The organism is Fluviibacterium sp. S390, from assembly GCF_049800695.1.
Taxonomy (GTDB): domain Bacteria; phylum Pseudomonadota; class Alphaproteobacteria; order Rhodobacterales; family Rhodobacteraceae; genus Meridianimarinicoccus.
The window spans coordinates 41,619-63,875 of the sequence record NZ_JBNAFN010000014.1 but is presented as its reverse complement, the minus strand read 5'-3'; the positions used below and the strand labels follow the sequence as shown (position 1 = coordinate 63,875).

Below are 22,257 nucleotides of genomic sequence, written 5' to 3'. Positions count from 1 at the left end.
CGGACACGGGTATCATGTGGCAGATCGTCGGATCAGTTGCAGGGTGCCGGCCCGGCGGTGACGCCCTGGCACAGTTTTTCCTGCTCGATCCAGCCCGCGTCGACGACAGCGGTCAGGTTGTCGGCAGTCACCGGCACCGGCGCCAGGAAGACGGCGGTCAGGTCCTTGCCACTGGGCGAGGTCCAGGTCTGTGCGCCGGGGATATCGGCAGGGGCCGTTCCGCTTGCCAGTCCCAGGGCGATTGCCGCACCGGCCCGGCCAAGGTCACGCGCATCCTTCCACACCGAAACCGTCTGGGTGCCAAGCGCCACGCGATTCAGCGCGGCATGGTCGCCATCCTGACCCGAGACCGGAATGCCATCCATGCCCTGCGCCGTCAGCGCCGCGACCACGCCGCCGGCGGTGCCGTCGTTCGACGCCACGACCGCGTCGACCGCGTTGTCATTGGCGGTCAGGATCTGTTCCATGTTCCGCTGCGCGTTGGCCGGCAGCCAGCCGTCGGTGTAAGCCTCGCCAACGATGGTGATGTCGCCGGCGTCAATGGCTGCCTGCAGCACTTCCTGCTGACCGCCGCGTAGGAAGTCCGCGTTCGGGTCGGTGGGCGAGCCCTTGATCATGACGTAGTTGCCCTTGGGTGCGGCCGCCAGAACCGCGCGGGCCTGCATCCGTCCGACCTCGACGTTGTCGAAGGTCAGATAGAAGGCGCGGGGATCATCGATCAGGCGGTCATAGCCAACCACCGGAATACCCTCGTCTGCGGCGGCCTGCACGGCGGGGCCAATGGCCTGGCTGTCCTGGGCCAGGATGATCAGCGCGTCCACGCCCTGAGCGATCAGGGCTTCGATATCCGACAACTGCTTGGATGGCGACGACTGGGCGTCGGCGCTGACATAGGTGGCGCCAGCCTCGTCCAGAATCGACTTCATGGCCGCTTCGTCGGTCTTCCAGCGTTCTTCCTGGAAATTCGACCAGCTGACCCCGACGGTCAGATCCTGTGCCATGGCCGTCGACGACAGCCCGACTGCTACGGCGGTGGCCGCGATAAATGCTTTGCGCATGTAGTCCTCCCTTTTGTGCCCGAATCTGGGCCTCCGGAACGTCCGGATGCACGCAGGATGCCATATTTATTTTAGTTGTCAAAAATAAAAATTCACCGTTAGGGTGGAAAATGATCGAATGCGGGGGACTTTGAGAAACATTGCTCAAGTATTGCGGTTGATTTTGCTGCATTGCAGAAGGAATTGTTCGTTGCGTAAAGTAATCATGTGATGGAGCAGGTCGCCCCCAAGACCGACGTGGCGGAAGGCAGCGGGCCGTTGCTGGTGGATGCGGCGCGCGGCCGAAAACCGCTCAGTCAGCAGGTGCTGGAGCGAATCCGCGCCGCCGGCCGTATCTCGCGCAGCGATGTGGCCAAGGATCTGAGCGTCTCGCCGGGCTCGGTCACCTCGATCGTCAGCGGGCTGATGGACGCCGGGCTGGTGCGGGAGAATCCCAAGCCACAGCGCGATTTTTCGCGCGGGCGGCCGCCGGTGGAGCTGTCGCTGGTGCCCGACGCGCGCCACGTCATCGGCGTGACCCTGCGCGACGGCTTGCACAACGCGGTGCTGACCGATTTCACCGGGCGGGTGGTTGCCGATGCCACGCTGGAATGCGCGTCGGGCCGCAAGGAACCCGAGGAGCTGCTGGCCGATCTGAACGCCCTGTTGGTCGATCTTTTGTCGCGCAGCGGTCTTTCCCGGTCCGACATCTGTGGCGTCGGCATCGGGCTGCCCGGTTTCATCGATCACCAGTCCGGGCTGGTGCATTGGTGTCCGTTCCTGCGCGACAAGCGCGTGCCGTTGGGCGAATTCCTGTCCGACAACCTGCCATTTCCGGTTTACCTGGACAACGACGTGAACCTTCTGGCCATGGCGGAGCTTTGGTTCGGCATGGGGCGCGAATTGTCCAATTTCGCCGTCTTTACCATCGAGCATGGCGTTGGCATGGGGCTGATTCTGGACAATCGCATCTATCGCGGCGCGCGCGGAATCGGGCTGGAGATCGGGCACACCACCATCCAGTTGGACGGGGCCTTGTGCCGCTGCGGGCAGCGCGGCTGCCTGGAGGCCTATATTGCCGATTACGCACTGGTGCGTGAGGCCTCGACGGCGCTGGAATGGGACAGCTCGGTGGTGCGGTCGCCGCAGCAGACGCTGGAGATCCTGTTCGATCAGGCCAAGGCGGGGAACGAGGCCGCGCGGACGATCTTTGCGCGCGCCGGGCGCTATCTGTCGACCGGTCTGGCCAATGTGATCCGGGTGTTCGATCCGGAATTGCTGATCCTGTCGGGCGCGCGGCTGCGGTATGACTACCTCTACGCCGAGGAGGTTCTGAGCGGCACGCATCGGTTCTCCGACTGGATCGGGCGCGAGCGGACCCGCATCGCGGTCAACACCTGGGGCGATCTGGTCTGGGCGCGGGGCGGGGCGGCATTGGCCCTGTCGGCAGAAACCGACCGGATCGGCGAAGGGCTTTAGGCGTCGGGGCCAAGGTTGCGTTGCGCCATCGCCTCAAGGATCCCGGCCGCACCTTTGCGTGTGGCGCAATAGATCTGCGGATGGGCCGTCAGCGCCGCCAGCAACGCGGGTTCGGCATTGCCGACGGCGACACCGGGCAGCCCGCTGGCCAGCATCGACAGGTCGTTCAGCGTATCGCCGGCGGTCAAAACCCGCGCAGACGCGACTTGCAGGCGGTCCAACACCCGCAGCAGTGTCGGACCCTTGCTGACACCTTTCGGCAGCACGTCGAAGTCGCGGTTCTGGGAAATCAGCAGATCAAGGCCCAGGGCCTGAACAGCCTCGGCGCTGTGCGGGCGTACTTCTGCGGGATCCATGTCGAAACTCAGCCGATGGCGGAACGGCAACGCCTGTTCGCGCAGCCCCGGATGCCCGTCCAACGCGCGGCGCACCCGGTCGGCTGCCCCGTTCCAGCGCGCGGCGATGGGGGCCTCTAGGTCGGCATCCGCCATCGCCGCGCCGTCTCTGGAAATCCGGTAAACGCTTGTTCCCACGTCGCAAATGGCAACGTCGGGGCAGGGGTGACCGGTGCGTACCAGATCGCTGACGAACTCGATGGGGCGCCCCGTGACGTAAATCAGTCCGGTCCGAGCGCGGTTTTCTTCAATCCACGAATAAAGCCTGCGCCGCGCCCGGCGCGGTCCGCCCAGAAACGTGCCGTCCAGATCCGTGGCCAGCACGAAACCGCAGTGTGACAGGCTCATGGGGCGGGTTTGGCCTGCGGGCGGCGCGCGGATTGAGAGACCGGGTTCGACAGGCTGACCCCCAGGGCACCGCTTTCGCCCTGCAAGGGGCGCGACCACAGGCGGGCGAAGGTCTCTTCCATCGGCGCGCCCTGGTGCAGCACCGCGTTGACGGCGGCGCAGATCGGCATTTCGACGCCGACACGAGTGGCCAGATCCATGACCGAGGGGGCGTTGACCTCGCCCTCGACCACTACCGGGCGCCCTTCGAAGCACGCGGGACGGGCCAGCCCCTGCCCAAGCTGCGTGCCCAGCGACATGTTGCGCGAGGTGGTCGAGGAACAGGTGAGCATCAGGTCACCCGCGCCCGACAGCCCCGAAATGGTCTCGGCCCGTCCACCCAGCGACAGCGCCAGCCGGGTCATCTCGGCCATGCCGCGGGTGATCAGCAGGGCGCGGGTGTTCTCTGCAAAGCCGGCCCCGGTCAGCATGCCGCAGGCGATGGCGATGACGTTCTTGACCGCGCCGCCGACCTCGACCCCGATCACATCGTCGGAAATATAGGGCCGGAAGCTGGGCGCGCTCAGCGCCAGCGCCAGCCGCGCTGCCGGGCTTTGCCCCGGATGCAGCCGGTCGCGGAAGTTGAACGGAAAGGCGATGGTGGCGGCGGTGGGATGGCCCAGTGCCGCCTCCCGCGCGAAGGTCGGACCTGACAGCGCGCCGATGGGATGGCCGGGCAGGGCGTCCTCGGCCACCTGGCTCAGCGGCAGGCCGCTGCCGCGTTCGATGCCCTTGCAGCACAGCGCCAGCGGGATGCCCCTGGGCAGATGCGGGCGGATCAGGTCGCACACCTCGTGCAGCGTGGCCGAGGGGGTGACGATCAGCGCCGCCTCTGCGCCGTCCAGCGCGCGGCCCATGTCGGTGGTGGCCGCGATGCCCTCAGGCAGCGGCACGTCGGGCAGATAGCGGCTGGCGCGGCTGTCTTCGCGGATCTCGCGGGTGACCTCGGCGTCGCGTCCCCACAGGCTGACCTCGCGCCCCGCCTGTCGCGCCACGCTGGCCAGGGCCGTGCCCCAGGCCCCGGCACCAAGAACCGCGATGCGGGAGGGCGCGGCACCGGCGCCTTGCGGAATGTCGTCGGGGGTGAAGTCCAGGGCCATCGGGGATCCGTCCAGAATTGCTGGTTCGAGAGAGCATGAAAACACCGGGTTTGTCATGCCCTGATTGCTTGGATAGGAACAGAAGGGACCGGTTCGCACGGAAGGAGCCCAGGCGCATGTATACCCACCCCGATTTCAACGCCCATGAATTGGTGACCTGGATCCAGGATCCGCAAACCGGCCTGCGGGCGGTGATCGCCGTGCATTCCACGGCACTTGGCCCCGGCATGGGCGGTTGTCGGCTGTGGACCTATCCCGATGCAGCGGCAGGGCTGACCGATGTGCTGCGTCTGTCGCGGGGCATGTCGCTGAAGAACGCCATGGCCGATCTGGCGCTTGGCGGCGGCAAGGCGGTGATCTTTGGGCCTTTGCCCGAGGGGGCCGAGGCCCGCAGGGAGGCGTTCCGCGCTTTTGGTCGCGCGGTGGAAGGGCTCGGCGGAAAATACGTCACCGCCGAAGACGTGGGCGTGTCGGTTGCGGATATGGAGGCCGTGGCCGTGGAAACCCGCCATGTCTCGGGCTTGCCGCCTGCGGGCGGGGCGGTGGGTGGCGATCCGTCCCCCTATACCGCGCGCGGCGTGCTGCGCGGGATTGAGGCGGCGGTGGCCAAAAGGCTGGGGCGCACGGATCTGGACGGGCTGCGGGTGGCGGTGCAGGGCACCGGCAACGTCGGCGGGGCGCTGTGCCGGATGCTGGCCGAACGGGGCGCCGATCTGGTGATTGCCGAGGCCAATATCGCCCGTCGCGACGCGCTGGCGGTGGAGCTGAACGCCGAAGTGGTGGAGGGGGATGCGATCCTGACGGCCGAGGCGGATGTCTTTGCCCCCTGTGCCCTTGGCGGTGTGCTGACCGCGCAAACGGTGGCGGGGCTGAAGGCGAAGGTGATCGCCGGGGCGGCCAACAACCAATTGGCCGATGAAGCTGCGGGCCATGCACTGGCCGCGCGCGGCATCACCTATGTGCCCGATTATGTCCTCAATGCGGGCGGCATCATCGCCGTTGGGGCCGAATACCTGGGCGACAAGACCCGCGACCAGGTGATGACGGCTGTCGATGCCATTGGCCCCCGCGTGGCCGAGCTTCTGGCACGGGCCGAGGCCGAGGGCCAGCGTACCGATCTTCTGGCCGATCGCATGGCCATGGAACGGATCGCCGCCGCGCGCGGCTGAAATTGGCGCGGCGGGATCACATCCCGCTGCGCAGCACCCCGCCGTGCAGCGTGCCATCGGGAAAGGCGTTTTCCAGCAGTTCCAGAAAGGCGCGCATCCGGGCGGTCAGCGCCTGCGGTCCGGGATAGACGAAGACAATCTCGCCGGGCGGGATCTGCCAGCCGTCCAGAACCTCGACCAGCTGTCCTTGGGCCAGTTCCTGCTCGACAAGGTACAACGGCAATTGCGCCACGCCTGCCCCGCCAAGGGCCGCGTGCTTCAGGGCCGGGTAGGAGGTCATCGCCACGCCCCCGGCCAGCCGCACGGTGCGGTCCTGTCGCTCTTTCACGAAATGCCAGCTGTGCACCAGACCGACGCCGTGAAACAGTACCGGCAACCCGGCCAGATCTGCCGGGTCCTCCAGTTTCCGCGCAACGATCTGCGGCGCGGCCACCGCCACCCGATGCGATTGCGCGATGGTTCTGGACACGAAGGGTGTGTCATGGGGATGGCCCACGCGCAGCGCCGCGTCGAAGCCTTCCTCGACAAGATCGGGCTGGCTGTCGGTCAGCACCACCTCGATGGTCAGGTCGGGATAGACCCGGCGGCTGACCGCCACGATCTGCCCCATGAAGCTTTGCCCGAATAGCACCGGCGCGGCGATGCGCAGATGGCCTGCCACCCCGTCATCGGCGGGGCTGAGCGCGCGGGTGATCTCGCCCGCGTCCGCCAGAATGCGCTTGGCCCGCGACAGCACCAGCGCGCCTTCGGGGGTCAGGCTCAGCTTGCGGGTGGTGCGTTCGATCAGGCGCACGCCAAGGGCGGCCTCAAGATCCTGAATGCGTTTGGAAACCGTCGATTTCGGCGTGCCCAGCTTGCGCGCTGCCGCAGCGAAGGACCCCTCCGAAGCGATGGCGGTAAATTCGCGAAGTGCGTTAAGATCCATGCCCTGCCGTCCAGCCTTTTGGACTATCAAACATGCCCGCCCGGTGCTGCCAAGATGCAATTGGCGCAAGCTGCGGGGTTCAGGCCGGATCCTGCGTGTCGATCCAGATGGTGACCGGCCCGTCGTTCAGCAGCGATACCTTCATGTCCGCGCCAAAAATGCCGGTTTCCACCGGGATGCCCAGGTCAGCAAGGTCGGCGGCGAAGGATTCGTACAAGGCCTTGCCCTCGACGGGCGGGGCGGCGCGGGAGAACCCCGGACGATTGCCGCGCGAGGTGTCCGCGGCCAGCGTGAACTGGCTGACCACCAGCGCGCTGCTGCCGATGTCCATGACCGAGCAGTTCATCTTGCCGGCGTCGTCCTGAAAGATACGCAGCTTGGCGATCTTGGCGGCCAGTTTCGCCCCCGTCGCTGCATCGTCGCCCTGCATGGCGCAAACCAGGATCAGCAGGCCCGGCCCGATCTTGCCGGTGCTGGCACCCAGGACGACCACCTCGGCATGGGCCACGCGCTGGATCAGGGCACGCATCAGGCCAGTTCGGCGCGGGTCGGCGGATTGGCCCCGGCGCGCGAGACGGTGACCGCGGCGCAGCGGGCGGCAAGGCCAAGGGCGGCGGAAAGTGCATCGTCATCCAGCCCGGACAGCGCGTCTTTCGACAGAGCGTCGGCATCGGCCAGTGCGGCAAGGAAGCCTGCGTTGAACGTGTCGCCTGCACCCACGGTGTCCACGACCGTAACCTTCTGCGAGGGCACGAAGACAGCGCGGTCAGCGGTGATGCCGTGGGCGCCCTTGGCGCCTTCGGTGACCAGCACCAGCTTGGGCCCCTTGGCGATCAGTTTGCGCGCCAGTTCGACCGTTGCGCCCGGACCCATCAGCCATTCCAGATCCTCATCCGACACTTTCACCACGTCACAAGCGGCGAACATGCGGTCCAGACGGGCGCGATAGGCGGCCTCGTCGCGGATGAATCCCGGACGGATGTTTGGATCGATCATGATCAGGCGGTCGCCTGCGACCTGCGCCAGAAGCTGGGCATAGGTGTCGGCGCAGGGGGTAACCGCAAGGCTGATGCCCCCGAAGAACACCGCCTTCACATCGTCGGGCACCTGCGGAAGGTCGGCCGGGGCCAGCATACGCCCAGCAGTGTTTTCATCGTAGAAGGCGTATTTGGCGTGGCCATCAGTCAGGGTGACGAAGGCCAGCGTTGTGGGCCGATCGGACACCGCGACCAGGTCGGTTCCGACGCCAGACGCTGCAAGACTTGCGGTTAACTGCTGGCCGAACAGATCATCTGACAGGCCGGTGAACATGCGCACCGGGATGCCCAGCCGTCCAAGCGCGATCGAGGTGTTGAACACCGCCCCGCCGGAATAGGGCTGGAAACAGGCACCGCCGTCGGCGCCTTTGCGCGGCAGCATGTCGATCAGGGCTTCGCCACAACACAGGATCATTTTGAGTCTCGCTTCCTTCGTTCGGGCCGTATGCGCCGGGAATGTTAGCGCTCACGTAAGGGAAAGGCCATGTTGACGGCAAGTCTTTTTGCCAAGGCGCGTGTCAATAACCCCCGCCTGCGCCATTCTGCGCCGCGAAAACAAAGGCGGCGGCCGCCGCCAGCACCATCCCCGCGACCACGGCCAGTGCGATCTTGCCCTTGGAGTAAGGCCGCTCGCCCTGAACGCGCCCGGTCTGGCCGTTGATGACGAATCGATAGCTGCGGCCCTGGTACTTGTAGGCCGCGACCCAGATCGGCAGCAGCACATGCTTGAAGGTTACATCCGAAACCCGGGTCTGGATGTTGTGCACCCGCTGCCGGTCGCCGCCGATGTCGAATCGCACGTCCCGCTCGATCACCCGGTCCATATGGGCGCGGGCCTCGTGAAACCCCTCGTCCAACTCGACCGTATAGGCCTCGGCCCGCATCCCGGCCAGGTACTCCGGGCTGTAGGGCACCAGTTGTGACAGGTCCCACGGGGGCAGGGCGTCGGTGAAGGTCTTGGGCAGCGAGCGCGCCGCCAGCACCAGCACATCGTCGAACATCCGCGCCACCCGGCCCGAGGCGCGGCGCCAGCGGATGCGGGCCACCCGCTCGGTCTGGCGCTGACCGTTCCGCGTCACCGTGCGCGTGGTGTAATAAACCGTGCCGCGCTCGCCGCGATAGTCCGAGGCGGTGCGCGCATCGAAGGTCCAGTAGGGAATATAGACCCCGTCCATCTTGCGGCCATGGCGGGCGTATTTCTGCAGGCCCGAGGGCGCGAACCACAGCCGACCCAGCCAGTTGGTCATGGCCTTGCGCGCGTCCCGCTCGCTCAGCAGGAAGGGCAGCAGCGCCTTGGGCTTGATGTGGCGGTTGGTGCCGGTGTCGGCGACGATGGGGCTGGCACAGAAAGGGCATTCCTTGCCGTGGGTGGCACCGTCAAACGCCACCTCGGCGCCGCAACTGCTGCAGGTGGCGGTGCGGGTTTCCTCCATTTCCGCCAGCGGCAGTTGTTCCTTCAGCGCGGTGGCAAAGTCCAACTCGCGGATGGCACTGCCGCCCCATGGCCCGTCGGACAGGTCGCGGGCTTCGTCCTCATAGCCGCAATGGTCGCAGACCAGCTTGCCCGACGCCGGATCGAAGCGCAGATCGGCCCCGCATTGGGCGCAGGGAAAGCTGTGGGTTTCGACGGTCATCGGCAGGCCGGGTCAGTCGTCCGCCGGCGGCGGCGGGGGCAGCACGGTGAACAGTTGTGCCAGTTCGGTGACCTCGTCTGCACGCAGCCAGCCATCCTGTCCGGCGGTCCAGACATGGGTACGGCGGGTCAGTTTGCCTTCGGTGGCCATCCGGCCCATGTCGGCCTTGGAAAACGGCCCCGTGGTCTGGCCCTTCTCGGCGATGTGCCAGACGTGTTCGACAGGGGGCGGCGGCGGCACGGCAGCAGCGGTGGGCTGGGCCTGCCCGGCCGGGCGGGTGCCCCAGGGCCCGGCGGCATGGGTCATCTGCTGGCCCATGGCCATCCCCATGCCCGCACCGATGCTCGCACCCATGCCCGAATTGGGCGTGGCGGCGGCGGTGGTCATCGCCTCGGCGGCGGAATAGCGGGTGTATTCGCCCAGATCGCCTGCCAGCCCCATCGAGGTGCGCATGTCCAGCGCCTTTTCCACAGCCGGTGGCAGCGAGATGTTCTCGATGTAAAGCTCGGGCATGGCCAGCCCATAGCCGGCCAGCGTCGGTGCGATTTCGGCGGCGACCAGTTTGCCCAGATCGGCGGTGTTGGCGGCCATGTCCAGTACCGGGATGCCCGAGGCGGCAATGGTGCGGCTGAACTCCTGCACGATGATGTTGCGGATCTGGAAGCTGATCTCGTCCATGGTGAACTCACCATCGGTGCCGACGATCTCGACCATGAACTTGGCCGGGTCCGCCACCCGGATCGTATAGGTGCCAAAGGCCCGCAGCCGCGTCGGCCCGAACTCGGGATCGCGCAGCATGATCGGGTTCTTGGTGCCCCATTTGAGGTTGTTGAACCGGGTGGTGTTGACGAAATAGATCTCGGATTTGAACGGCGAGCGGAAACCGTGATCCCAGTGCTGCAACGTGGTCAGCACCGGCATGTTGTTGGTTTCCAGCATGTAGAGGCCGGGGGTGAACACATCGGCCATCTGGCCTTCGTGGATGAACACCGCCGCCTGGCCTTCGCGCACGGTCAGCTTGGCGCCGTACTTGATGGCGTGGCCCTGGCGTTCGAACCGCCAGACCATGGTGTCGCGGGTGTCATCGGTCCAGTGGATGACGTCGATGAATTCCCCAGACAGGAAATTGAACAGGGACATGTCAGGTCTCTCCTTGTAGCGGGGGGATCTCGGCGTCGGCCTCGGGGGCGGTGGCCAAAGTCGGAATATCTTCTGCCTCAGCGTCGGGTGGCGGCTCGGGCAGCAGTTCGGCGGCAATGGTGCGCACGATCGAGGCGGCCTCGGGGGCGGTCATGCCCGGACGCAGGCGTGGATCGTAAAGGATCGTCAGCATCAGCGCGTCCTGCGTGGTCAGCAGCGCGAATTCCTCGTCGTCGTTGAAGATCGACGGGCGCACATCGGGGCTGTCGTTGGCCAGCCCCAGGCCCTGGGTGATTTCCTCGTGCAGGCACGACTGGCGCAGCAGCGGCGGATGCTCGGCCCGCACGATGCCGATGGCGCGGCGATAGATGTTCGGCGCGTTGTCGGCCGAAAAGGCGATGATCAGGCAGAAAGTGCTGGTGGGCATCTGGGTGATGGCGCGCATCACCCCGTCCGAGATGCCGGGCATGTTTTCCCGCAACATGGGTTCCAACGCGCGCCGCTCGTCCTCGTTGACCACATAGACGGTCAGGTTTCCGGGGCCGCTGGTGGTGCGGATGTCATGGCCGCTGGCGGCGCGCAGCCGCCCGGTCAGGGCTTTCACCGTGTCGTCATCGACCGCCCGCTGTGCCGCGCTGACCGAGGCGCCATAGACCAGCCCGACGCGCACCGGATCCTGCCAGCGGCGCAGCGGGCTTTCGGTCTCGCGCGCGACCAGCCGCCCCGACAGCGGGGCGTATTCGTCAAACAGCGCGATCTGCATGAAATTCCGGGCCAGCAGGTCGGCATCAAAGGGCGTGTCCAGCCCACCGCCATCGGTGCGCAACAACCCGCGCGTCACCAGATCTTCTTCGATCCTTGCATAGCGGGCGGCCAGTTCACGGCTTTCCTCGGACACCTCGACCTGCGGCGCGGGATCGCCGCGCGGCACTGCCCGTGGCGCGGTGTCAGGGCTCAAGGGCATCTCGCAGGCCGTCACCAGCAGCATGGCGGCCAGGGCGGCCGCCATGCGGGACAAGACTGCGGGACGGCCCATGATCCGGCCTCAGGCTTTGGGCGCGGCGGCCTTGGCCGACGCCAGGGTGTCGCGAAGCTCTGCCTCCATCTGCTGCAACTCGGCCTCGGCAGCGGCGCGCTTGGCCTTGCCCTCGTCGGCGATCTGCAGGCTTTCCTGAATGGTCGCGATAAGGTTGTCGTTGGCCGCCTTCACCGCCTCGATATCGAACACCCCGCGCTCGATCTCCTGCCGGACGGCCTTGTTGGCGGTGCGCAGGTTCTCGGCGTTGGATTGCAGCAAGTCGTTGGTCAGATCGGTGGCTTCCTTCACTGCCCCGGCGGCCTGTGCCGAGCGGTTGATCGTCACCGCTTGCGCCAGTTGGGTTTCCCAAAGCGGCACGGTGTTGACCAGGGTCGAGTTGATCTTGGTGATCAGCGACTTGTCGTTTTCCTGCACCAGTCGGATCGAGGGCAGGCTCTGCATCGTGACCTGGCGGGTCAGCTTCAGGTCATGGACCCGGCGTTCCAGATCGTCGCGCGCGGCACGCATGTCGCGCAACTCCTGCGCGGCGATGACCTGATCGGCCTCGGGGGCGGCACCGACCTCGGCATCCTTGGCGGGGATCGTGACCGCGTCCAGTTCCTTCAGCTTGGCCTCGCCTGCCACGATGTAAAGGGCCAGTTCGTCGTAGAACCCCAGCGTCTTTTCATACAGCAGATCCAGCGACTTGATGTCTTTCAGAAGCTGATGCTCGTGGCCCAGAAGGTTGTCGGTGATCTTGTCGATCTGACCCTGCACATCCTCGTACTGGGCCATGAATTTCGCCATCGGCTCCATCTTACCGGTCAGCTTTTCCCACCACGACCGCTTGCGGTTCGGGTCCAACTCGTCGACCGAAAAGCCGCGCAGGGTGGTGACGATCTCGCGCAGGCTGTCGCCCGCCGGTCCCACATCCTTGTTGCGCACATCGGCCAGCATGGCCTGGCTGATCTCCTGCAACTCGGCCTGCGCCTTCGAGCCGAACGCGATGATCGAACCTGTCTGGCTCATGTCGATCTCGTTCATCCGGCGGCGGATTTCATCGGCCACGGGTGCGTCGGCTTGCTCCAGCACGACAAGCGCGTCCTGCGGGACGGGCAGGGGGGCGGCCAGATCGGCCAGCAGCTCGGTCTGGGCGGCGGCCTTGGTGCGGGTCTCTTCGGACATCAGGGGCTCCTTGTCAGAAATTACTATTCCCGCGCCAGACGTTCGCGCAGCACCTCGATCTCGACATCAAGGTCGGTGCGGTTGTCCAGCAGCAGGGTTTCGGTCTTGGCGGCAAAATTGGCGTCCAGATCATCCAGCAGCGCGGCATAGTCGGCGCGTGCCTGGGGATCGCGGGTGCGGGCATGGATGTCGGCGAATTTCACCGTCGCGTCGCGGGCGCCCAGCAGGTAGACGCCCAGGAACTTGCGGGCGGCGGTCAGGTCGCGGGGGTCTTCCTCGACGGTGCGGAACATCTTGCGCACGGTATCGGCGAAACGATCGACACGCACTTCAAGCTTGCGATCGCCCGCGCGGGCGATGGCGGCGCGCATGTCGTCCAGGTATTTCTCGGCCTCGCGCACGGCGCGCTCCACCCGGTCGGACTGGAAGCGGTCAATCTCTTCCATGCCCTTGTCCTTCAGCGGGTCGATGCCGAAGGACAGGCTGTGCAGCACTGCGCCCAGAACCGTGAAGATGCCGGCATTCAAAAGGCTGCCATCCGCCAGCCCGGCCAGCCCAAGCCCCAGCCCGGTCAGCGCCGAGCCGAACAGCTTGCGCGGGATCGCCGGACGTTTCGAGATGCGCCGCTCGTTATAGGCATCCTCGGCCCGCAGCCCGTCGCGGGTCAGCCAGGCGGCCAGCATCAGCGTTGCGAAACAGGCCAGGTTCAGGGCCAGCCCCAGCGGGTCGGCCCGGAAGGCCGAGATCAGGAAGGGAAACGGCAGCAGGAACAGGAAATTGACGCGAAAGCCGACGCGGCTGCGGATCTTTCCGTCATAGGGGTGAACCTCGGGCAGATCGCCCGCCGTGGCGCCGGGGCTGAACTTGCCGCCGAACCGCTGGGCCATTACACCGCCCCCGTGAAGGCGACGTAAAGCACCAGCAGCACCAGCAGGGTGTATGACAGTTTTTGCATTCCGGTCCCGGACATGGCCATCCTCGAATGATCTCTGACTTCAAGAGATAGGGGACGAATGCCTCCCTGTTAAGGGAGGATGGCACGATGTGCCGGTTGCGCAAGCCCCGCGTGGCGGGAAATTTGTGCTCTCAGCGCGAGCCGGGCTTGCCGCGTCGCACGGGCCGGGGTGTCGGGGCCTTGCCGCCGCGGGCCGGTTTCCCCGGATCCGAGGGCCGGGTTTTTCCGTCGGGCGGCGTGGCGGCGGGGTCGTCCCGACGGCTGCGTTGCGGTTTGGGGCGTGCCGGGCCAAGGCCCAACTGGTCGCGCACGACACGCGGTTTGACCTCTTCCACCTTCCCGGCTTTCAGCTCGCCAAGTTGGAACGGGCCATAGGACACGCGGATCAGCCGGTTCACATCCAGCCCGATGGCCCCCATGGCGCGGCGGATCTCGCGGTTGCGGCCTTCGCGCAGCCCCACGGTCAGCCAGGCGTTCGAGGCCTGCTGCCGGTCCAGTTGCACCGCCATCGGCTGAAACCGCTCGCCCTCCACGGTGATGCCCTTGCGCAGCGGCTCCAGCGTTTCATCCGTGGGCGCGCCCTTGACGCGGACCCGGTACTTGCGAACCCAACCGGTCGCGGGCAGTTCCAGCTTGCGCTTGATCTCGCCATCGTTGGTCAGCAGCAGCAGCCCTTCCGAGTTCAGGTCCAGCCGCCCCACGCTCATCACGCGGGGCATGTCCTCGGGCAGGTTCTGGAACACCGTCGGGCGATCCTTCTCGTCGCGTTCGGTGGTCACCAGACCCGAAGGCTTGTGATAGAGCCACAGCCGCGTCGGTTCGGCTTCTTGCACCGGTTTGCCATCGAAGGTGATGCGATCGGAGGGCATGACATTGACGGCGGGGCTGGTGATGCGCTTGCCGTTCAGGGTGACGCGGCCGGCGGCGATCAGCTTTTCGGCATCGCGGCGCGAGGCGATCCCGGCGCGGGCCAGGACTTTGGCGATCCGGTCGCCGGGAGGGGTCTTGTCAGTCATGTCACAGCCTTAGTCCTCGGGGGCGGGAAACGAAAGCCTGTTGCATGGGCGCGGGGCCAAAGGCAAGAAAGGATGATGAGCACGTTCCATTCCCACATGAGCCTTGCGCTGGACGAGGCCCGCGCCGCCGCAGCGCGCGGCGAGGTGCCGGTCGGGGCGGTGCTGGCGGGGCCGGATGGCGCGGTACTGGCGCAGGCAGGCAACCGGACGCGCGAGATGGCCGATCCGACGGCCCATGCCGAGATGCTGGTGATCCGGCAGGGCTGTGCGCGGCTGGGATCGGAACGGCTGACCGGGTGCAGCCTGTATGTGACGCTGGAACCCTGCGCCATGTGCGCGGCGGCCATCGCGGCGGCGCGGGTGGCGCGGTTGTACTATGGCGCGGCGGATCCCAAATCCGGCGGCGTTGCTCATGGCGCGCGGATTTTCACCCGCGCCCAAAGCCACCACAGCCCCGAGATCTATGACGGCATCGGCGCGCAAGAGGCCGAACGCCTTCTGAAAACCTTTTTCGCGGAGTTGCGCGTGGGGCGGCCGGCCTGATGTCCCGTGCCCAGTTGCAGACTTTTGTGCGCGAGGCGCTGGTCGATGGCCAGGATCGCAACACCATTGCCGCAGCGCTGGCCAGCGCCGGTTGGGATGATCGCGAGATCGCCCGCGCAATGGATCTTTATGCCGACAGCGATTTCCCGGTGCCCGTGCCGCGCCCGCGCCCGGCGATCTCGGCCCGTGATGCGCTGTTCTACGCGCTGATGTTCATCGCGCTGGTGAATGCAGCACTGGCGGTTGTCCACCTGTTGCACGCAGGGATCGAACGGCTTTGGGGCGATCCGGAAACCCGTTTCTACAACACTGACTGGTGGCTGGCCGAGTTTCTGGTCTTTACCCCGATCTACCTGCGGCTGGCGCATCTGGATCGCCGCAATTGCCGCCGCGATCCCCGGCGGCGGCTGTCGCCGGTGCGGCAATGGCTGACGGCGCTGGCGGTGCTGGTCGCGGCCGTCAGCCTGCTGGGCTGTTTCGTCGTCACCATTCACGGCGCGCTGCAGGGTGACCGCGAACTTGTGTTCTTCGCCAAGACCGCCGCGACCGCATTGGTGGCGGCCGCCGTCCTGCTGTTGTTCCTGCGGCCCGATGATCTGGACGGCCGCTAGGGCTGCGGCCTACAGCGTCAGTGTCTCCATCACCTCGGGGGTCTTCACATCCACGTCCGGCAGGGCATCGACAAGCGGCTGGGCCGATTGCTCCAGCAGGGGGAAGGTCTTGTAATGGCAGGGGATCACCGTCTTGAAGGTGAAGAACCGCTTGGCCGCATAGGCCGCCCGCGCCATGTCCATGGTGAAATGCCCGCCGCAACACAGGATGCCGATTTCCGGATGATGCAGATCCTGGAACAGCTCCATGTCCATCATCACGTCCGTATCGCCCGAGAAATAGATCGTGCGGCCGCCCTGCGCGATCATGAACCCGGCCTCGCCGCCCGCGTACATCGGCCCGTGATCGGTGCCCAGCGACGAGGAATGCACCGCGTGTACCATGGTGACTTTGACATCGCCCAGTTGCACGGTGCCGCCCTTGTTGAAGCCGACGCCGTGGATGTCCTTGGCAGCTTCCCAATGCGAGACGATGTCGAAACTGCCCACCACCGGGATCTCAAGCGCCCGCGCGATTTCCAGCATGTCGCCGGTATGATCGAAATGGCCGTGGCTCATCAGGATGGCGGTGGCGCCTGCGATGGCCTCGGCCCGGCGATCGTCGGGAAAGGCCGGGTTGCCGTCAAGCCAGGGGTCGACCAGCAGGATCTGATTGCCGATCTCGATGCGAAAGCCCGAGTGGCCAAGCCAGGTGATTTTCATGGGAACCTCCCTACATGTCCCGAAGCAGGGTCACGATAGCACAGGGACGGGACAAGGGAATGGATCTGACGCAGGCGCTGGATGGCTATTGCGAGCGGTTGGGGCCCGCGTTCTGGGCTGAGCCGTGGAATGCGGTGACAAACCTGGCCTTTCTCGTGGCGGCCCTGGTGATGGCGCGGCGGTTGCACGGGCAGGCGGTGCCGCTGGCGCAGGTGCTGACCGGGCTGCTGGCGTTCATCGGGCTGGGCAGTTTCCTGTTTCACACCACAGCGCAGGTCTGGTCGGCGCTGGCCGACACGCTGCCCATCGTGCTGTTCGCGCTGGTCTATCTGTTTGCAGCGAACCGGGCCTACCTTGGGCTGCGACGGCTGCCGGCACTGGCGCTGGCCCTGCTGTACCTGCCGCTGACCGCCGCCCTGACACCGTTGCTGTCGGCGTTGCCCTTCGTTCGCATTTCGGCGATGTACTGGCCGCTGGTTGGTGCGTTTCTAGTCTATGCCTTCGTGCTGCGTGCCCGGCTGCCGCAGGTGGCGCGCGGGCTGGTCATTGCCGGGGGGCTGCTGACGGCATCATTGACCTTCCGGTCGCTGGACATGCCCCTGTGCGGGGCCTTGCCCATGGGGACGCATTTTCTGTGGCATTGCCTGAATGCGGTGCTTCTGGGCTGGGTGATCGAAGTCTATCGCCGCCATCACCTGCGCTCGCTTGCAGCCCCGGCTTCGGACCGCTAAAGCGGGGCGCAGCACAATTACGGAGACACGCATGTCGATCGACCGCGACACCGCCGCGCGCGTGGCCAAGCTCGCCCGCATCCGGGTGGAGGAGGACGCGCTGCCCGCCCTGGCCCAGGAATTCAACACCATCCTCGGCTTCATCGAACAATTGGGCGAGGTGGATGTAGACGGCGTGGAGCCGATGGTTTCGGTCACGCCCATGCGCCTGAAACGGCGCGAGGATGTGGTCACCGATGGCGACCAGCAAGACAAGGTTCTGGCCAATGCGCCGGACGCCCGCGAAGGCTTTTTCGCCGTGCCGAAGGTGGTGGAATAATGTCGGACCTGTCGAAACTGACCATCGCCGCCGCCCGCGACGCCCTGCGCGCCGGCGAAACCACGGCTGCCGAGCTGACCGAAGCCTGCCTGTCGGAGATCGACACCGCCGGCGCGCTGAACGCCTTTGTCCACAACACCCCCGAGATCGCGCGCCAGCAGGCCGCGGCAGCGGACGCGCGGATCAAGGCGGGGGATGCGCCCGACATGTGCGGCATCCCGCTGGGCATCAAGGATCTGTTCTGCACCAAGGGCGTGCCGTCGCAGGCGGCCTCGGCCATCCTGGACGGGTTCAAGCCCGAGTATGAAAGCACCGTCACCACAAAGCTGTGGAACGCGGGCGCGGTCATGCTGGGCAAGCTGAACATGGATGAATTCGCCATGGGCTCGTCGAACGAGACCTCGACCTATGGCAATGCGGTGAACCCCTGGCGGCGCGCCACGGAAGAGACGGCGCTGACGCCGGGCGGCTCCTCGGGCGGCTCGGCCGCCGCGGTGGCCGCCGACCTGTGCCTTGCAGCGACCGGCACCGACACCGGCGGCTCGATCCGCCAGCCTGCGGCCTTCACCGGCATCACCGGGCTGAAGCCGACCTACGGGCGCTGTTCGCGCTGGGGCATCGTGGCCTTTGCCTCCTCGCTGGATCAGGCCGGACCGATGACAAAGACCGTGCAGGACGCGGCAATCATGCTGAACGCCATGGCCGGACACGATCCGCTGGACAGCACATCCGCCGATCTGGCGGTGCCGGATTTCGAAGCGGCGATCACCGGCGACATTCGCGGCCAGAAGATCGGTATTCCCAGGGAATACCACATGGACGGGATGCCGGCGGAGATCGAGAAGCTCTGGGCCGACGGGCGGGACATGCTGCGCGATGCGGGGGCCGAGATTGTCGACATCTCGTTGCCGCACACCAAGTATGCTCTGCCGGCCTATTACGTGATCGCCCCGGCAGAAGCCTCGTCAAACCTGGCGCGCTATGACGGCGTGCGCTTTGGCCATCGCGCCAAGCTGGCGGCGGGCGACGGCATCACCGAGATGTACGAAAAGACCCGCGCCGAGGGGTTCGGCGCCGAGGTGCAGCGCCGCGTCATGGTCGGCACCTATGTGCTGTCGGCGGGTTTCTACGACGCCTATTACAACCGCGCCCGCAAGGTGCGCACCCTGATCAAGCGCGATTTCGAGACCGTCTTTGCCGAGGGCATCGACGCCATCCTGACCCCGGCGACGCCCTCGGCGGCCTTCGGGTTGGGCGAGATGAATGATGCCGATCCGGTCAAGATGTACCTTAACGACGTGTTCACCGTGACCGTCAACCTTGCCGGTCTGCCGGGCATCGCGGTGCCCACGGGTGTGGATGGTCAGGGGCTGCCGCTGGGGCTGCAACTGATCGGCAAGCCCTGGGAAGAGGGCGCGTTGCTGAACCAGGCCAGCGTGCTGGAAAGGGCCGCCGGGTTCGCGGCCAAACCCGCGCGGTGGTGGTAAGCTGATGCGCGCCGCGCCGATCGCCGTCACCCTGTCGCTGCTGGCGCTGGCCGCCTGCAGCCCCTCGGTCCCCGATTCGGGTAACGTGGTCTATCTGGAGCCGGTCTCGCCCGAGGCGCGCGCCGCCCGCAACGCGGCGCTGCAGGGCCCCTCGGGCCGTGGCACGGTCGGGCTGGAACCGGTGGCGGGAAGCACGACCCTGATCAGCAGCACCCCCGGTGCCGTCGGCAACGACACCACCTATACCGGGGCCGCGCCGGCGCAGATCACCCATGTGACCCCTACGGCGGTGGCGGTCGAACAGGTCGAGGCGCGCCCGGTGCCCTCGCGCCCGTCGACGGGCAGCCCGTCGGTGGTGGGCTTCGCCCTGGATACCTCGCACCCGGTGGGGCAGTCGGTCTATGCGCGCTCCAACCCTTCGGCGGAACGCGCCGCCCGCGCTTGCGCACGCTATGCCTCGGACGATCTGGCACAAGCGGCCTTCCTGAACTCGGGCGGGCCGGAACGCGACAGCGCCGGCATCGATCCCGACGGCGACGGCTATGCCTGCAACTGGAATCCTGAACGGTTTCGCAAGGCCATCCGGTGATCTGGCATCCCTCGCCGAACTTCGGCCCCCGGCGCAACGGCGCACGGCCCGGTCTGATCGTTCTGCACTATACCGCCATGGACAGCGCCCAGTCGGCGCTGGAACGGCTGTGTTCGACCGAGCATGAGGTTTCGGCCCACTACCTGATCGGCCGCGACGGCACGTGCTGGCAACTTGTCCGCGAGGCCGACCGCGCCTGGCACGCCGGGGCCGGGGCCTGGGCCGGGCAGGGGGATGTGAACTCCCGCTCCATCGGGATCGAGCTGGACAATGACGGGCAGACGCCGTTTTCCGAACCGCTGATGGCGCGGCTCGAGGCGCTGCTGGGCGAAGTGATGGCCAATTGGCAGATTGTACCCCAGGCGGTGATCGGCCATTCCGACATGGCGCCGGACCGCAAGTCTGATCCGGGGGCGCGCTTTGACTGGTGCCGCCTGGCGCGGCAAGGGCTGGCGATCTGGCCCGAGGTCGCGACCGCACCCGCAACGGACCCCGACGCCTTCGCCCGACTGGCCTGCACCTTCGGCTACCCAGATGCGTCCCCCGACGCCCTGTTGACCGCAGTTCGCGACCGTTTCCGCCCGGCGGCGCGCGGGCCGTTGGCGGCGGAAGACATGGCGGTGATTGCCGATCTGGCCCGCCGCTTCCCCGTTGACCCGGACCCCGTCCCGGCCTAACAGGCGGGGCGCGGATGGCTGGGTGATCGCGGGCAGCAATGCCCGAGGAAAGTCCGGACTCCATGAAGCAACGGTGCCGGGTAACGCCCGGCCGGGGCAACCCGAGGGAAAGCGCCACAGAAAACAGACCGCCATGGGGCAGGTCGGCCTTGCCGATACCGTCCATGGTCAGGGTGAAACGGTGGGGTAAGAGCCCACCGCGCGGCTGGCAACAGTCGTGGCACGGCAAGCCCCACCGGGAGCAATGCCAAATAGGGATCTCACGCGGCTTCGTCCGCAGGCCGCTTCAGCCGCGAGATCCGGGTTGGCAGCTAGAGCGCATCGGCAACGGTGCGCCCAGAGGAATGGTCATCCAGGGGGGGCAACTCCCGGACAGAATCCGGCTTACAGGCCATCCGCGCCCTTCTTTTCTGCCCCTGCGACGACGCGGAGCCGGAAAAGTTTTGCAATATCGTCGGTTTGGGGGTCCACTTGACCGGGCGGGAAGCATTGCCCGCCAAAACGGGAGGACCACAAATGAGCTTCATGCGAACGCTAGCTACCGTCGCCATGGGATTTGCCGCGGCAAAGGGAGTGGACAAGTTCAAGAACATGGGCGGCATGGCCGGGATGCAAGACATGATGTCGGGCAAGTCCGGCGGTGCCGGCGGCCTTGGCAGCATGGGCCTGGGCGGCATGACCGACCAGATCGCCCAGATGGCTGATAAACTGGGCGTGCCCGGCGGCAGCAAGGCCGTCAAGGACTTGATGGGCAGCCTCGGCGGCATGGGTGGCAGCAGCAAGGACAGCGGCGCCGCAGCCATGGGCCTTGGCGGGCTGATGTCGGCCATGGGCGGTGCTGCGGCGGCCGGTGGTCAGCAGATGGATGACATGATGGGTGGCATGTTCGCCAATACCCCGGTCTCGGTCGCAGCCGAATCCAACGCCAAGCTGATGATCCGCGCCATGATCCAGGCCGCCAAGGCCGATGGCGAGATCGACGCCGACGAGCAGGCCAAGATCCTCGATCAACTCAAGGATGCCGATCCCGATGAGGTCGCCTTCGTGAAGGCCGAACTGGCCGCACCGGTCGATCCGATGGGGCTGGCACAGGACACGGGCGAGGCCATGAAGGCGCAGGTCTATTCCATGTCGCTGATGGCGGTGAAGGTCGATTCGGCGGCCGAGATCACCTACCTGCGGCAGCTTTCGACGGCGCTTGGTCTGACCGATGCGGCCCGCGATCAGGTGCATCGCGCCATGGGCCTGCCGCCGCTGCCGCGCGGCTGACCGGGCGGGGCCGGGCCGCGCCCGCTGGCGTCATGACCCGGCCTGCCATTCCTTGCGGCTTTGCGCGCCTTGCCCCGGATTTCCGGGCGGTTTCACTTGACACCGGGGCGGGCATCCGTAAAAGGCGGGTTTCATGAATTCTTCGGGTGGTCCGTTCCGCCCGGTTGAGGAGACCTCCCATGGCGAAGCCGACCACAATCAAGATCCGCCTGAACTCGACCGCGGGCACCGGCCACTTCTACGTGACCAAGAAAAACGCCCGCACCATGACCGAGAAGATGGTGACCAAGAAATATGACCCGGTGGTGCGCAAGCACGTCGAGTACAAGGAAGGCAAGATCAAGTAAGATCGCCAACCTTTCGAATTTTGGGGCCACGCATCGCGCGTGGCCTTTTTCGTGGGTGCATGACGTTTGGGCAAGGTTCTGCGAAACAACGAGAATTCCGCAAAGGGCTTTGTCACGGCGCATTTCCCTCGCTAGGCTCGGAGTGAACGACTTTGGACAGGGAGAATCGACAATGATGAATGGTTTGAAAATTGCCGGCGGTCTGGCCGTGGCTCTGGGCCTGATGGGCTGCGACATGCCCTCGGGCGGTTCCAGCAGCGGGACGCCCACGGTGGCCGAGAGCGCATGTGCCGCCGCCGTGGCAGATGTGACCCAGAACCCGATGATCGCCGTGACCTCCTCGGAGTTCTCGGAAGCGGGCACTTATGTGACGCTTGCCGTCGGGGAGCAGAAAGCGCCGTGGAAATGCATCGCCTACAGCGATGGCAGCACTGACGGGGTAGAGTTCCTCGGCTCCGAGGGTGCGCTGTAGCGCCCTGCGGACGGCCATGACGATGCGGCCAAC

At 66.4% G+C, this 22,257-nt stretch carries 25 protein-coding genes and 1 other RNA gene; 13 read left to right on the top strand and 13 right to left on the bottom strand.

Annotation, left to right across the window (positions count from 1 at the left end; genetic code table 11):
• Positions 1 to 32: 32 nt before the first annotated feature.
• Positions 33 to 1,058, bottom strand: a complete 1,026-nt coding sequence (gene xylF, locus ACP15K_RS12315; protein WP_193142602.1) for a D-xylose ABC transporter substrate-binding protein — start codon at positions 1,056 to 1,058, stop codon at positions 33 to 35.
• Positions 1,059 to 1,268: 210 nt separating this feature from the next.
• On the opposite strand from xylF, the gene ACP15K_RS12310 reads away from it, so the two are divergent.
• A complete protein-coding gene (locus ACP15K_RS12310) occupies positions 1,269 to 2,516 on the top strand; it encodes an ROK family protein (RefSeq protein WP_424990640.1) in 1,248 nt (415 codons plus the stop codon).
• Here the strand turns inward: ACP15K_RS12310 and ACP15K_RS12305 are convergent.
• Entirely contained in the window at positions 2,513 to 3,259 is a 747-nt protein-coding gene (locus ACP15K_RS12305) for an HAD-IIB family hydrolase (RefSeq protein WP_424990639.1), read from the bottom strand. The genes ACP15K_RS12310 and ACP15K_RS12305 overlap by 4 nt on opposite strands.
• The gene (locus tag ACP15K_RS12300) at positions 3,256 to 4,398 is read right to left on the bottom strand and encodes an NAD(P)H-dependent glycerol-3-phosphate dehydrogenase (RefSeq protein WP_193142600.1); all 1,143 of its coding nucleotides are present in this window, start codon (positions 4,396 to 4,398) and stop codon (positions 3,256 to 3,258) included. The genes ACP15K_RS12305 and ACP15K_RS12300 overlap by 4 nt, the downstream gene beginning before the upstream one ends.
• Positions 4,399 to 4,514: 116 nt before the next feature.
• Here ACP15K_RS12300 and ACP15K_RS12295 point away from each other — a divergent pair, with 116 nt between their 5' ends.
• A complete protein-coding gene (locus ACP15K_RS12295; protein ID WP_193142599.1) occupies positions 4,515 to 5,567 on the top strand; it encodes a Leu/Phe/Val dehydrogenase in 1,053 nt (350 codons plus the stop codon).
• Between the two features lie 16 nt (positions 5,568 to 5,583).
• Here the strand turns inward: ACP15K_RS12295 and ACP15K_RS12290 are convergent, their stop codons facing one another.
• From ACP15K_RS12290 to ACP15K_RS12250, 9 genes are all read right to left on the bottom strand, one after another.
• Positions 5,584 to 6,492, bottom strand: coding sequence for a LysR family transcriptional regulator (locus ACP15K_RS12290; RefSeq protein WP_193142598.1), 909 nt, complete (start codon positions 6,490 to 6,492; stop codon positions 5,584 to 5,586).
• Positions 6,493 to 6,571: 79 nt separating this feature from the next.
• Entirely contained in the window at positions 6,572 to 7,021 is a 450-nt protein-coding gene (gene dtd / locus ACP15K_RS12285) for a D-aminoacyl-tRNA deacylase (RefSeq protein ID WP_424990638.1), read from the bottom strand.
• Complete coding sequence (locus ACP15K_RS12280) at positions 7,021 to 7,944, bottom strand: carbohydrate kinase family protein (protein WP_424990637.1); 924 nt, start codon at positions 7,942 to 7,944, stop codon at positions 7,021 to 7,023. The genes dtd and ACP15K_RS12280 overlap by 1 nt, the downstream gene beginning before the upstream one ends.
• A 103-nt stretch (positions 7,945 to 8,047) precedes the next feature.
• Positions 8,048 to 9,163 carry a TFIIB-type zinc finger domain-containing protein gene (locus tag ACP15K_RS12275; protein ID WP_193142595.1) on the bottom strand — a complete coding sequence of 372 codons (1,116 nt, stop codon included), beginning with the start codon at positions 9,161 to 9,163 and terminating at the stop codon, positions 8,048 to 8,050.
• 12 nt (positions 9,164 to 9,175) lie between these two features.
• Positions 9,176 to 10,303, bottom strand: coding sequence for an SPFH domain-containing protein (locus ACP15K_RS12270; protein WP_424990636.1), 1,128 nt, complete (start codon positions 10,301 to 10,303; stop codon positions 9,176 to 9,178).
• Between the two features lies 1 nt (position 10,304).
• Positions 10,305 to 11,339, bottom strand: coding sequence for a DUF2927 domain-containing protein (locus tag ACP15K_RS12265; protein WP_424990635.1), 1,035 nt, complete (start codon positions 11,337 to 11,339; stop codon positions 10,305 to 10,307).
• Positions 11,340 to 11,348: 9 nt separating this feature from the next.
• Positions 11,349 to 12,506 carry a toxic anion resistance protein gene (locus ACP15K_RS12260; RefSeq protein WP_424990634.1) on the bottom strand — a complete coding sequence of 386 codons (1,158 nt, stop codon included), beginning with the start codon at positions 12,504 to 12,506 and terminating at the stop codon, positions 11,349 to 11,351.
• Positions 12,507 to 12,529: 23 nt separating this feature from the next.
• Entirely contained in the window at positions 12,530 to 13,393 is an 864-nt protein-coding gene (locus ACP15K_RS12255; protein ID WP_193142591.1) for a 5-bromo-4-chloroindolyl phosphate hydrolysis family protein, read from the bottom strand.
• Positions 13,394 to 13,592: 199 nt separating this feature from the next.
• Positions 13,593 to 14,477, bottom strand: coding sequence for a pseudouridine synthase (locus ACP15K_RS12250; protein ID WP_193142590.1), 885 nt, complete (start codon positions 14,475 to 14,477; stop codon positions 13,593 to 13,595).
• A 75-nt stretch (positions 14,478 to 14,552) separates the two neighbouring features.
• Here ACP15K_RS12250 and ACP15K_RS12245 point away from each other — a divergent pair, with 75 nt between their 5' ends.
• Both ACP15K_RS12245 and ACP15K_RS12240 read left to right on the top strand, forming a co-directional pair.
• A complete protein-coding gene (locus tag ACP15K_RS12245; RefSeq protein ID WP_193142589.1) occupies positions 14,553 to 15,020 on the top strand; it encodes a nucleoside deaminase in 468 nt (155 codons plus the stop codon).
• Complete coding sequence (locus tag ACP15K_RS12240; RefSeq protein ID WP_424990633.1) at positions 15,020 to 15,631, top strand: DUF5671 domain-containing protein; 612 nt, start codon at positions 15,020 to 15,022, stop codon at positions 15,629 to 15,631. Before ACP15K_RS12245 ends, ACP15K_RS12240 begins: the two co-directional genes overlap by 1 nt.
• Before the next feature lie 9 nt (positions 15,632 to 15,640).
• On the opposite strand, the gene ACP15K_RS12235 is transcribed toward ACP15K_RS12240, so the two are convergent.
• Complete coding sequence (locus ACP15K_RS12235; protein ID WP_424990632.1) at positions 15,641 to 16,333, bottom strand: metal-dependent hydrolase; 693 nt, start codon at positions 16,331 to 16,333, stop codon at positions 15,641 to 15,643.
• A gap of 59 nt (positions 16,334 to 16,392) precedes the next feature.
• Here ACP15K_RS12235 and ACP15K_RS12230 point away from each other — a divergent pair, with 59 nt between their 5' ends.
• The 9 genes from ACP15K_RS12230 to ACP15K_RS12190 all read left to right on the top strand — a co-directional run bounded on the left by ACP15K_RS12230 (position 16,393) and on the right by ACP15K_RS12190 (position 22,224).
• Entirely contained in the window at positions 16,393 to 17,064 is a 672-nt protein-coding gene (locus ACP15K_RS12230; protein ID WP_193142586.1) for a ceramidase domain-containing protein, read from the top strand.
• A 31-nt stretch (positions 17,065 to 17,095) separates the two neighbouring features.
• Positions 17,096 to 17,383 (top strand): Asp-tRNA(Asn)/Glu-tRNA(Gln) amidotransferase subunit GatC, encoded by a 288-nt coding sequence (gene gatC, locus ACP15K_RS12225; RefSeq protein WP_193142585.1) that lies wholly within the window; start codon positions 17,096 to 17,098, stop codon positions 17,381 to 17,383.
• The gene (gene gatA / locus ACP15K_RS12220) at positions 17,383 to 18,870 is read left to right on the top strand and encodes an Asp-tRNA(Asn)/Glu-tRNA(Gln) amidotransferase subunit GatA (protein ID WP_424990631.1); all 1,488 of its coding nucleotides are present in this window, start codon (positions 17,383 to 17,385) and stop codon (positions 18,868 to 18,870) included. Before gatC ends, gatA begins: the two co-directional genes overlap by 1 nt.
• 4 nt (positions 18,871 to 18,874) lie before the next feature.
• Positions 18,875 to 19,459: a hypothetical protein gene (locus tag ACP15K_RS12215; RefSeq protein ID WP_424990630.1), complete on the top strand. Its 585-nt coding sequence runs from the start codon at positions 18,875 to 18,877 to the stop codon at positions 19,457 to 19,459.
• Positions 19,456 to 20,136, top strand: coding sequence for an N-acetylmuramoyl-L-alanine amidase (locus tag ACP15K_RS12210; RefSeq protein WP_424990629.1), 681 nt, complete (start codon positions 19,456 to 19,458; stop codon positions 20,134 to 20,136). Before ACP15K_RS12215 ends, ACP15K_RS12210 begins: the two co-directional genes overlap by 4 nt.
• Positions 20,137 to 20,146: 10 nt before the next feature.
• Positions 20,147 to 20,539, top strand: an RNA gene (gene rnpB, locus ACP15K_RS12205) — RNase P RNA component class A.
• A gap of 113 nt (positions 20,540 to 20,652) precedes the next feature.
• Complete coding sequence (locus ACP15K_RS12200) at positions 20,653 to 21,405, top strand: DUF533 domain-containing protein (protein WP_193142581.1); 753 nt, start codon at positions 20,653 to 20,655, stop codon at positions 21,403 to 21,405.
• 179 nt (positions 21,406 to 21,584) lie between these two features.
• Entirely contained in the window at positions 21,585 to 21,752 is a 168-nt protein-coding gene (gene rpmG / locus ACP15K_RS12195; protein WP_193142580.1) for a 50S ribosomal protein L33, read from the top strand.
• Positions 21,753 to 21,927: 175 nt separating this feature from the next.
• Positions 21,928 to 22,224 (top strand): hypothetical protein, encoded by a 297-nt coding sequence (locus ACP15K_RS12190; protein WP_424990628.1) that lies wholly within the window; start codon positions 21,928 to 21,930, stop codon positions 22,222 to 22,224.
• Positions 22,225 to 22,257 lie beyond the last annotated feature (33 nt).

Excerpts from the sequence above, each read along its gene's own strand:
- ACP15K_RS12200 (WP_193142581.1), top strand. The coding sequence starts at position 20,653 with ATGAGCTTCATGCGAACGCTAGCTACCGTCGCCATGGGATTTGCCGCG.
- ACP15K_RS12270 (WP_424990636.1), bottom strand. The coding sequence starts at position 10,303 with ATGTCCCTGTTCAATTTCCTGTCTGGGGAATTCATCGACGTCATCCAC.
- rpmG (WP_193142580.1), top strand. The coding sequence starts at position 21,585 with ATGGCGAAGCCGACCACAATCAAGATCCGCCTGAACTCGACCGCGGGC.
- ACP15K_RS12230 (WP_193142586.1), top strand. The coding sequence starts at position 16,393 with ATGGATCTGACGCAGGCGCTGGATGGCTATTGCGAGCGGTTGGGGCCC.
- dtd (WP_424990638.1), bottom strand. The coding sequence starts at position 7,021 with ATGCGTGCCCTGATCCAGCGCGTGGCCCATGCCGAGGTGGTCGTCCTG.
- ACP15K_RS12245 (WP_193142589.1), top strand. The coding sequence starts at position 14,553 with ATGAGCACGTTCCATTCCCACATGAGCCTTGCGCTGGACGAGGCCCGC.
- ACP15K_RS12190 (WP_424990628.1), top strand. The coding sequence starts at position 21,928 with ATGAATGGTTTGAAAATTGCCGGCGGTCTGGCCGTGGCTCTGGGCCTG.
- ACP15K_RS12255 (WP_193142591.1), bottom strand. The coding sequence starts at position 13,393 with ATGGCCCAGCGGTTCGGCGGCAAGTTCAGCCCCGGCGCCACGGCGGGC.
- ACP15K_RS12260 (WP_424990634.1), bottom strand. The coding sequence starts at position 12,506 with ATGTCCGAAGAGACCCGCACCAAGGCCGCCGCCCAGACCGAGCTGCTG.
- ACP15K_RS12295 (WP_193142599.1), top strand. The coding sequence starts at position 4,515 with ATGTATACCCACCCCGATTTCAACGCCCATGAATTGGTGACCTGGATC.
- ACP15K_RS12275 (WP_193142595.1), bottom strand. The coding sequence starts at position 9,163 with ATGACCGTCGAAACCCACAGCTTTCCCTGCGCCCAATGCGGGGCCGAT.
- ACP15K_RS12310 (WP_424990640.1), top strand. The coding sequence starts at position 1,269 with ATGGAGCAGGTCGCCCCCAAGACCGACGTGGCGGAAGGCAGCGGGCCG.
- gatC (WP_193142585.1), top strand. The coding sequence starts at position 17,096 with ATGTCGATCGACCGCGACACCGCCGCGCGCGTGGCCAAGCTCGCCCGC.
- ACP15K_RS12215 (WP_424990630.1), top strand. The coding sequence starts at position 18,875 with ATGCGCGCCGCGCCGATCGCCGTCACCCTGTCGCTGCTGGCGCTGGCC.
- ACP15K_RS12250 (WP_193142590.1), bottom strand. The coding sequence starts at position 14,477 with ATGACTGACAAGACCCCTCCCGGCGACCGGATCGCCAAAGTCCTGGCC.
- ACP15K_RS12240 (WP_424990633.1), top strand. The coding sequence starts at position 15,020 with ATGTCCCGTGCCCAGTTGCAGACTTTTGTGCGCGAGGCGCTGGTCGAT.
- xylF (WP_193142602.1), bottom strand. The coding sequence starts at position 1,058 with ATGCGCAAAGCATTTATCGCGGCCACCGCCGTAGCAGTCGGGCTGTCG.
- gatA (WP_424990631.1), top strand. The coding sequence starts at position 17,383 with ATGTCGGACCTGTCGAAACTGACCATCGCCGCCGCCCGCGACGCCCTG.
- ACP15K_RS12300 (WP_193142600.1), bottom strand. The coding sequence starts at position 4,398 with ATGGCCCTGGACTTCACCCCCGACGACATTCCGCAAGGCGCCGGTGCC.
- ACP15K_RS12235 (WP_424990632.1), bottom strand. The coding sequence starts at position 16,333 with ATGAAAATCACCTGGCTTGGCCACTCGGGCTTTCGCATCGAGATCGGC.
- ACP15K_RS12290 (WP_193142598.1), bottom strand. The coding sequence starts at position 6,492 with ATGGATCTTAACGCACTTCGCGAATTTACCGCCATCGCTTCGGAGGGG.
- ACP15K_RS12280 (WP_424990637.1), bottom strand. The coding sequence starts at position 7,944 with ATGATCCTGTGTTGTGGCGAAGCCCTGATCGACATGCTGCCGCGCAAA.
- ACP15K_RS12305 (WP_424990639.1), bottom strand. The coding sequence starts at position 3,259 with ATGAGCCTGTCACACTGCGGTTTCGTGCTGGCCACGGATCTGGACGGC.
- ACP15K_RS12265 (WP_424990635.1), bottom strand. The coding sequence starts at position 11,339 with ATGGGCCGTCCCGCAGTCTTGTCCCGCATGGCGGCCGCCCTGGCCGCC.